General features: G+C 32.6%; 12 protein-coding genes. 7 read left to right on the top strand and 5 right to left on the bottom strand.

The features are described 5' to 3' along the window. A partial coding sequence (locus tag A8B35_RS23620; protein WP_222844191.1) for a hypothetical protein occupies positions 1-243 on the top strand: 243 nt, incomplete at its 5' end. Then, positions 240-809: a glycoside hydrolase family 108 protein gene (locus A8B35_RS19625; RefSeq protein ID WP_075603790.1), complete on the top strand. Its 570-nt coding sequence runs from the start codon at positions 240-242 to the stop codon at positions 807-809. The genes A8B35_RS23620 and A8B35_RS19625, both read left to right, overlap by 4 nt. Positions 810-831: 22 nt before the next feature. Here A8B35_RS19625 and A8B35_RS19620 read toward each other — a convergent pair whose 3' ends face one another. From A8B35_RS19620 to A8B35_RS19610, 3 genes are read right to left on the bottom strand one after another with little or no spacing between them, the layout of a single operon-like run. Further along, a complete protein-coding gene (locus tag A8B35_RS19620; RefSeq protein WP_075603789.1) occupies positions 832-1,623 on the bottom strand; it encodes an ImmA/IrrE family metallo-endopeptidase in 792 nt (263 codons plus the stop codon). Then, positions 1,610-1,945: a hypothetical protein gene (locus A8B35_RS19615; RefSeq protein ID WP_075603788.1), complete on the bottom strand. Its 336-nt coding sequence runs from the start codon at positions 1,943-1,945 to the stop codon at positions 1,610-1,612. The genes A8B35_RS19620 and A8B35_RS19615 overlap by 14 nt, the downstream gene beginning before the upstream one ends. Further along, positions 1,935-2,600 carry an RNA polymerase sigma factor gene (locus tag A8B35_RS19610; RefSeq protein ID WP_222844190.1) on the bottom strand — a complete coding sequence of 222 codons (666 nt, stop codon included), beginning with the start codon at positions 2,598-2,600 and terminating at the stop codon, positions 1,935-1,937. Before A8B35_RS19610 ends, A8B35_RS19615 begins: the two co-directional genes overlap by 11 nt. A 92-nt stretch (positions 2,601-2,692) precedes the next feature. On the opposite strand from A8B35_RS19610, the gene A8B35_RS23415 reads away from it, so the two are divergent. From A8B35_RS23415 to A8B35_RS19590, 5 genes are read left to right on the top strand one after another with little or no spacing between them, the layout of a single operon-like run. Beyond that, entirely contained in the window at positions 2,693-2,869 is a 177-nt protein-coding gene (locus tag A8B35_RS23415; protein ID WP_171973240.1) for a hypothetical protein, read from the top strand. A 4-nt stretch (positions 2,870-2,873) separates the two neighbouring features. After that, positions 2,874-3,488: a Cap15 family cyclic dinucleotide receptor domain-containing protein gene (locus A8B35_RS19605; protein ID WP_075603787.1), complete on the top strand. Its 615-nt coding sequence runs from the start codon at positions 2,874-2,876 to the stop codon at positions 3,486-3,488. Positions 3,489-3,500: 12 nt separating this feature from the next. Further along, positions 3,501-4,499, top strand: a complete 999-nt coding sequence (locus A8B35_RS19600) for a cyclic GMP-AMP synthase DncV-like nucleotidyltransferase (protein WP_075603786.1) — start codon at positions 3,501-3,503, stop codon at positions 4,497-4,499. Then, positions 4,489-5,130, top strand: a complete 642-nt coding sequence (locus A8B35_RS19595) for a hypothetical protein (protein WP_075603785.1) — start codon at positions 4,489-4,491, stop codon at positions 5,128-5,130. The genes A8B35_RS19600 and A8B35_RS19595 overlap by 11 nt, the downstream gene beginning before the upstream one ends. A gap of 6 nt (positions 5,131-5,136) precedes the next feature. Next, the gene (locus A8B35_RS19590; RefSeq protein ID WP_075603784.1) at positions 5,137-6,018 is read left to right on the top strand and encodes a hypothetical protein; all 882 of its coding nucleotides are present in this window, start codon (positions 5,137-5,139) and stop codon (positions 6,016-6,018) included. 379 nt (positions 6,019-6,397) lie between these two features. Here A8B35_RS19590 and A8B35_RS19585 read toward each other — a convergent pair whose 3' ends face one another. Both A8B35_RS19585 and A8B35_RS19580 read right to left on the bottom strand, forming a co-directional pair. Then, entirely contained in the window at positions 6,398-6,904 is a 507-nt protein-coding gene (locus A8B35_RS19585; RefSeq protein ID WP_075603783.1) for a GNAT family N-acetyltransferase, read from the bottom strand. Positions 6,905-7,082: 178 nt separating this feature from the next. Beyond that, the coding region (locus A8B35_RS19580) for a S41 family peptidase (RefSeq protein ID WP_075603782.1) at positions 7,083-8,309 on the bottom strand (1,227 nt) is incomplete at its 5' end.

Below are 8,309 nucleotides of genomic sequence, written 5' to 3'. Positions count from 1 at the left end.
GCCAAAGACAACTGGTTACAAAAGACCTTTGCAATCTTCTTCTTGGTTGCATGGTGTAGTCTGACGTTCGTTATGCTTAACTATTTTGTTTTTCAAACCATTGAATTACAAGACTGGCAAATAGCTTTTATAAGCAGTATCAACGGTGGAATATCCACCAAACTAAGCACGATAATCGACTTCCTTTTTGGAGGATCGATAAGTGGAGTAAATGATGTAAAACTGAAATCTAAACGACCATGAAACATATAAAAACATTTAAGGAGCTCTTTGATGGAGTTATCAAACACGAAGGATATTATGCAAATGTAGAAGGCGACCGTGGTGGTGAAACCTATATGGGTGTTGCACGAAATTTACACCCAGATTGGAAAGGTTGGGAATTTATTGATACTTATAAAGAGACCTATGGCAAAATACCTTGGAATAAGCACATTGATATCCCTGAATTGGAATGTATGGTAAAGGATTTTTATTACCATACATTTTATAAGAAATACAGTATTGATGCGATATTACAAGGCTCTTTACAGGAGATTATATTTGATTGGTGTGTGAACAGTGGCTATTGGGGAAGCTGTGGTGTTCAAAAGGTATTGAACCGCTTCTTCGATTGTGAACTTAAATTAGATGGAATAATTGGTAAGAATACTGTTAAAGCAATTAATACTTGTTGTTCAGAATCACTGTTTAATGCAATTAAATCTGCTCGTATTCATTACTATAATACAATTGCTCAGAGAGGACAAAATCATAAGTTCTTAAAGGGGTGGCTGAGACGGATTGGGGCAATTAAGTTTGGTGTTTAAAAATAATCCCTCCCAACTATTCTTAATACCAAACTATGCTTAAAGCTTTATTTTTAAACGGAATTACATGTTCAAAGACTTTGAAATTCAAATTCTCACCATTAATGCCATCAAACCAATCAACACCCCACAACTCTTCAGTTCTTTTCACACCTGTACCAAAGTTAAAATACTTACCCGCAAGGCTATCCTTTGGAACTTTATCCTTACCATCGGCTAATTTCCAAAAACGAAAATCTTTACTTTGCCATTTCCATTCAATACGGTTATCTTCCATATAAACAACCATAATAGGGTGTGTTCCAATGTCAGCAAAACGAATTGCACATGCAGTAATACTCACAAAATATTGCTTTGACAAATACTCAATGATTTGATAGTCGAATTTTCGATATCGTTCACAATCTTTTCTAAATCGTTTTTCTGGCATTAAAATACACGAAGCAAAATAATCTGCTTCACGCTCAATTATTTGATACTTGTTCTTATTATACCTTGATGGGTGAGGTTTAATTAGTCCCGCTTTCAACGCAACCCTATGACTATCTATAAAGTAATGGCCTAGTTCATGAGCTAAAGTAAAGCGACCTCTTACTTTGTCTGGCGCATTACCAAGTGTAGTATTAAGATGAATGTAAAACCCTTTATCATATACTAATGTTCCATCAAATGCATTTTCATAATCATCATAAAAGATAGGAAGCTCTTCCAATTCTGCAATTAAATTTAATGGGGTAATATCTTCTTTATGCTCAAGAGCAAGAAATTCAGCCAAATCTTTAATTTGTTTTCGTTTACGATTATTTATCTCCATTTTTATGCTTGCTCTTCATTTTAACAAGAATTGATTGAGAAATCCCCTCGTTTCCTTTTCTTGCGGCTATCTGTATTTCACTAATATCCTGCTTCTCTTCTACACTTTGAATATTAATCACCTTACCTTTTTTCTCAAACGAACCCCTAATAATTTCATCAGAGTTAATCCTAACTCCTTTTAATTTGAAATTATAATCTTCATATAATGCTTCAAACTGTTCTAACTCTTCATCATTTCTTGGGTAAGTATACCCAGCAATAGCTAATAATTCATCAAACCTATCAGCCTTAATGTTTTTGTTATTTTTCTTAGTTGCCATAGTTTTGATTTAAAAAATTATCGACTTGCATGTTTGCTTGTTCTTTATATTTTCTAATAGAACCAGTAGTTAGGCTCAATTCTTCTTGTAGCTTTTTACTTACAGGTCTTGGAATATTGTTTCCTTCGTGAGTGTACAATTTATAAGTCAAATAAATTATTCTATGTTTCTCGCCCAACCTATCAAGAATATCATTTAGAACACTTAATTGCTCTTTAAGTTCTTTTCTGGTTATATCATCATCGGTTGACTTTTCAACAAAGTCATCAAGAGTGTAAATTAGAGATAAGTCGGTTTCTTTATTGGGTTCATGACATGTCCCTTTATTCGTATAATTGGCCAGTTGTGTAAATACAATTCTACTTAACCACCTCTTAATTCCATTATCAATTGTTTTTGATTTTGATTTTTCATGGTTATATGTCGGGTATTTCCATACACGAGCAAATGCACAATTAACAATATCTAACGCCACGGTTTCGGAAAGATTTCTCTTATAACAATATATCTCCGCAGATTTAAATGCAGCTTGGTCATATCTAAGACAGAAAACACCAAAAGCAGCCTCTGCTTCTTTAGGGTATTCATCTTTCCAACCAATATATTCAAGTAAATCCAAGCTACTTGCTGTTTTTATTTCCTCAATAACTTCCAAAATAGTCTCTTGTTTAATAACTACCAAAAGCGTGAGTCACGCTTTTGGTATAAGGGTAAAGAATAGTTAAAAATAGCAATAAAAGTAAACATATGGCAACAAATCCACCGAAAGACGGAAGTCGAAAGGGAGCGGTTAAACAACGCTCACAAGTAAAAAACCCTAAAACAGGTCTATGGACAAAGCGAGATGCTGAGTCAGGAAAGTTTATGGATGTAAAAACATCAAGTGATAAACCATTTAAAGGAGTTAGAAAGGAGAAAAAGTAAATTTATGAAGAACAATTTTTTTAATTATTTCAAGCCAAGCATTTTGATTACAGTAATTGGGGCATTAGTTATTTCCTTGTATTTAGCTAAAAATCACTGGGAGCTATCAATAGCAATCTCAGGAACTGTTTCTATGTTACTTGTATTGATTTCAAAATACCTATGGAAAATAAAGCCTTTCAAATGGTTGTTTTGGGTTGATGATTTCTCAGGAAGATATGAGGGGATACTACGGTTCCAGTACATTAATGAACAAGGTAAGTCTCAATATGGCGAAAGAAAACATGTAAAGGTTATAAGCCAGAATGGAAGCAGAATCTCGATTGCTTCATTTACTTTTTGCGAAGATGGAACTAAGTCATCTCCCTCTTATAACAAAGGATTGTTTGTTGAACCTACTGAGGATGGACATCATTTTCAATTATCATATAGCTATTTAAACGAGGGGAATGCACAAATTGGATTTCATTCACATTTTGGAACAGATGTCTTGAAGTTTATCAGAAAAGGTAATTCTAAGGAGTTATCAGGGTATTACTATACCAACAGAAACCCGCAAACCAGAGGTGATTATCAAAAATTAACATGGGTTAGTAATGACCTAAATCACGAATTTTAATAAGAATTAGTTATGACAGTTTTGCACAAAGAATTTACAAAATATAATAAGGAGATAAAGCTTACTTCCTCTCGCAAAGAGTCACTTAAAAAAAGTAGGGAAGACATTAAAAAGAAAATCAGAAAATGGTTTAAGGAAAACAAACCAGATGAGCTACAGCCAAAATTTCATGGACAAGGTTCATTTGAAATGAATACTGGAGTAAATCCCATTCCTGAGAAAGATAACAATAATACATTGTTAAAATACGACTTAGATTTTGGTGTTTATTTCATTGAAAATGATGATGAAGATAATAAGCAAACCATTGAAACATGGCATAATTGGGTATACAAATCAGTAGAAGACCATACAGCTCAAAAACCAATTAAGAAAACAACTTGCATCCGAGTTATTTATAGTGATGGGCATCACTTAGATTTACCTATTTATTATAAACTGAATGAGGTTATTGAATTGGCTCACAAGGCTAAGAGTTGGATTGAAAGTGACCCAAAGGAATTTTATGAGTGGTTTAACGACCTTAAAAACGGACAACTTGAAAGACTGGTAAGGTATTTAAAGAGCTGGAAGAACTTCAGAGAGCTAAAAAATACAAATTTAAAATTACCTAGTGGTTTTGAATTGACCATCTTAGCAGCCAACAACTATGTTGAAGATGATAGTGACGACAAGGCACTTAGAGAAACTATTCGTAACATAGATATAGAGCTCAATAAAGCTAATGGTTTTAAGTGCCTACGTCCTACAACACCAAAGAATGAAGATGTATTTTCAAGTTATTCAACAACAAGAAAAGATAACTTCCTTTCTACACTAAAAAGTTTGCTGAATGATTTGGATAGAGCTAAAGATGAGAAGAACTTTAAAAAGGCTTCTGAGATTCTAAGGAACAATCAATTTGGAGAAAGATTTCCGTTAGGTGCAGATAAGGACGAAGAAGAGAAAAGTAACAACCTTGGAAAAAGCCTTGGGGCAGCAGCCATTACACCAAAGCCTTATGGATATTAGAAAGCAAATTGAAGAAGTATTGAGACATTATTCAGGATTATCCTATTGTATTAATAACAACACGATTGATGGAGAACTATTTATTACAGAAGATGATTCTTATGATGTTTCAATACATATTAAACCTTACCCGAAACATTTTCCGAGAGTATTTGAAACAGGTGAGCGTATACCTCCAAAGGTATCGAGGCATATTTATTCAGATACTAAATCTTGTTGCCTTTCCACTCAGGCAAAGGCTCAAATTTTACTTAAAACTAAAATAACCTCACTACATCTATTCATAAAAGAAATAGTTATACCATATTTTCAGAATAACTCATATTTTGAAATTAATGGTAAATACAAAACTGATGAGTATGCTCATGATAAGAGTGGAGTTATTGAAGGTTATAGGGATATACTTCAATCAAATAACGATTACCTTATTGCCAAATTAATGGCTGGAAGAATTGAAGGAACAAAGCTGCGGTTGCACAACAGGTGTTATTGCGGAAGTGGATTATCGCTGAAAAAGTGCAACAATTCTCAACATTATAAATGCTATAAGGACTTCCGAAAAATTGACAAGGATGTTCTAATGAATGATATTTCCATCTTTATGGATTTTATGAAGAAACAATCTAACTAAACCGTTATGGATATTGCATATAATACAGTAATAAAAAGGCTAGTAGCCAGTGAAGAATTATGGGAATTAGAAGTGGTTGAAAAGGATATTTACTCCTGCCCAGATTGTTACGTTCCACTTGCACCTGCATCATACCTTAGAACAAATAAAAAGCGACCATATTTTAGATACCTTAAACCCCATAAAATTGATTGTGCTTATAGTGAAAATTCATCGTTGATTAAAACGGCTCAATCAAAATCTATTTCAAATAAAGATGGTTTTCCTTTTCCATATCCTAGCAAGTTGATTTTTGAAAATAAAAACAATCAAGAAGCAATTAATAACGATACAGATGTACCTAGAGCTAATCGCTCCAAAAAAAAATCGAATGAATACGGTTCCGGAAAAACAAATCACCACCGAACAGTATCAACCATTAAAAATATCGTCAGGCATTATGTTTGTTTTCCAAATGACAGACATGTTGGATTAACAGTTCCTTATGTAAGTTCAGAACAAACTACTTACAATAGTATTTTTAAAAATATTTGGGGTGGTGTTTTATACTCTACCAATCATATATTTTTTAGCAAAATATATTGGACTTCTCCGGAAATAACAGAAGAGCATATAAGTATAAGACTTACTGCTGGTGAATGGGAAGATGGTAAACAAACAAAACCTTGTAAGCTTCGAATAAACATTAACTCCTTAAGCAGCCGACAGAGAGCATTAGTTTTACGAGAATTGAAAACAACAAAGCTGGAAGCTATGAAAAATAAGGCCTCTGTTAATGGGTACATATTTTTCTTAGGAAAACAAGATAAGAATGATAGATTTCTATTTCATACTGATAGTCACAAACTAATTTCTTGTCTTACAGTTTTAAAATCAGCCAAAATTTGATTGTATTCAATAGAAACCAATAAAAGTTGTTAACACTTTTTCTAGTATATTATAGGGGTTTTCTTTAGCTTTTTGTATAGTAATTTGTATGTCCATAACCCAACACCAAAGCTTCGTAATTAATTACATATTAGATTGTGCAATCATTATTTAAAAACAACAACGGCTCGAATAAGGGGTCGTAGGCTGATTTAGAAAAACCAAACTTCCAAAATCCTACCAAGCCGAAGCTTTTGTTTTGGTTATAAATTTATCATTTTACGAACCGAAACAAAAGTTTCGGCGAACTTATTTAATGAGCAAACCTCACAAATTTCTAATCTGACAGCCTATGCCCTTTATTTTTTGTTATGCGCTGGTTTTATTCATTTTCTTTTAATTAGTTCGTTTGTTCTGTCTTGTATCTAAAAACATTAACCTTTGTCTGTAAGATTTCCTTTTCTTCGAAATCTACAAAATCAAGCTTTTCAAGTAACTTCTTAGATGCAATATTTTCGTTTTCAAACACCCCATAAATTTCATTTAACTTCAAGATATTAGTACCGTAATTAAGTACTTTTTCTAATAATTCGCTCGCAAAACCTTGATTCCAGAATTTTCTGCTTAAGTGACACCCAATTTGGATTATATCAGAGTCAGCAAGTTTATTAAGGTTTGCTGTCCCAATAAATACATTCTCGGTTAATGTTTTTACAGTCCAAAATTGAACTTCTTTTTTATTCGCTGTAATTTTTTGGTGCAAGAAGTCCCTGAAGAATTCAACTGATTTATATTGAAAGGGCTTCACATATTTGAATGCATCAGGCTCTGAATACATTTTTATAATATCTGATATGTCTGATTCTTCAATTGGTTTTATTACTGTTCTTTGTGAATATAATATCATTATGGGATTGTCTATTTTTTATGGGGTTGTCGGCTTGACTTGCGCATAACGGCTCGAATATGCGTAGTGCGGGATTTCAAGACACTTCACTATCAAACCGCTACGCTGTTTATTAAATGTGTTAAAGTTCAAATTTACCAAATCGCCCCGCATTACGTATATTTATTGTTGGCAATAGTTATTGATTATCTCTTATTAGTATTATTAGTTTTTCTAGTCTTTCTTTTGTCGTTTCAGCTTCAATAACCAAATCAGGAACAGTCTTTTCTTCATAATTATAGCTACCATCATAATTTAAACCTCCAATCACAGGATACCTTAATAAAAGTCCACTTTTCGGTAACATTACAATACCTGGGTCTGCTCCAATACCATCTCCTCCTGTTCTTTCTCCAACCACTTTTGCCCAACCACTTGTTTTACAGAATTGCGCAAATGCTTCAGAGGATGAAAACACATCTTCATCAACCAATAGATAAATTTCACCTGAAAATCCCACAGGATTAATTGGTAAAATCTTATGTTTCCATGTTTTTATGTAGTATTCATTTGCTAATGCCTCAGCTGGAATTTTTACAAAACGCTCATCATAATCCTTGGTTAATATTTCTGCACTTTCAAAAAAGTCTGGGTAAAAAGACTGATTCAATTTACCTTTTCTTATTGTAGGATATGTGTAATTTATTATTGTGTCTTGTGTTAGTCTTGAAACAATGTTCTTCTGCCAATATTTCATAGAACCTCCGCCATTCCCTTGAATATTAATGATTAACTTAGAAATATTCTTATCCATTATTTCATTTAAAAGCGAATCTATTTTTAAGGAATCAGTATCTATAGCATTAAAATCAAACAACTTGATATTCATTAAAGCTATTTGATTATCAATTATTGAATCCGTGTAGTTTATTTTACTCCCAATTTCCTTATTAGAAGACTTTTTCTTTCCGACTTTATTCTCAATTAATTTTGTCCAATAAATTGGTTTATCTCCTGCTTTTTCTAGTTCAGAAATCCATGCTTTGTACCGAACGGAATCCATTTTTTTATACCCTTTCAAAAAGTAATCTTTATAAGCGGTTGGAAGAAAATCTGTATGCCCACTTTCCATTTCTTCCATTATACTTTTAAATTCCAAATAATAGAGGCTATCATTTTCTGTTTTAGTCAACCTTTCTTTATATTCCTTCTTCTTGTCTAACCAGCTAAAACCATTCATTCTCTTTTCTGCTTCAAAAAAAGGATAATTTTGTTTTAAGATTTGAAATAGATATTCAAAATCCTCTATTTTATCGTCTTTTGATAACCCTGTTTGTCCAAAAGACAAGCTTGATATTAATATTAAAAATGATAATACTAAGTGTTTCTTCATTGTTATTGTGTTTCTGTCTGTTTTAATTATTGC

Source organism: Saccharicrinis aurantiacus (genome assembly GCF_001660705.2).
Classification (GTDB): Bacteria; Bacteroidota; Bacteroidia; order Bacteroidales; family Marinilabiliaceae; genus Saccharicrinis; species Saccharicrinis aurantiacus.
The sequence above is the reverse complement of the archived record's forward strand: the minus strand, read 5'-3'. Positions and strand labels throughout refer to the sequence as shown.

Excerpts from the sequence above, each read along its gene's own strand:
- A8B35_RS19585 (WP_075603783.1), bottom strand. The coding sequence starts at position 6,904 with ATGATATTATATTCACAAAGAACAGTAATAAAACCAATTGAAGAATCA.
- A8B35_RS19600 (WP_075603786.1), top strand. The coding sequence starts at position 3,501 with ATGACAGTTTTGCACAAAGAATTTACAAAATATAATAAGGAGATAAAG.
- A8B35_RS23415 (WP_171973240.1), top strand. The coding sequence starts at position 2,693 with ATGGCAACAAATCCACCGAAAGACGGAAGTCGAAAGGGAGCGGTTAAA.
- A8B35_RS19595 (WP_075603785.1), top strand. The coding sequence starts at position 4,489 with ATGGATATTAGAAAGCAAATTGAAGAAGTATTGAGACATTATTCAGGA.
- A8B35_RS19615 (WP_075603788.1), bottom strand. The coding sequence starts at position 1,945 with ATGGCAACTAAGAAAAATAACAAAAACATTAAGGCTGATAGGTTTGAT.
- A8B35_RS19625 (WP_075603790.1), top strand. The coding sequence starts at position 240 with ATGAAACATATAAAAACATTTAAGGAGCTCTTTGATGGAGTTATCAAA.
- A8B35_RS19605 (WP_075603787.1), top strand. The coding sequence starts at position 2,874 with ATGAAGAACAATTTTTTTAATTATTTCAAGCCAAGCATTTTGATTACA.
- A8B35_RS19620 (WP_075603789.1), bottom strand. The coding sequence starts at position 1,623 with ATGGAGATAAATAATCGTAAACGAAAACAAATTAAAGATTTGGCTGAA.
- A8B35_RS19590 (WP_075603784.1), top strand. The coding sequence starts at position 5,137 with ATGGATATTGCATATAATACAGTAATAAAAAGGCTAGTAGCCAGTGAA.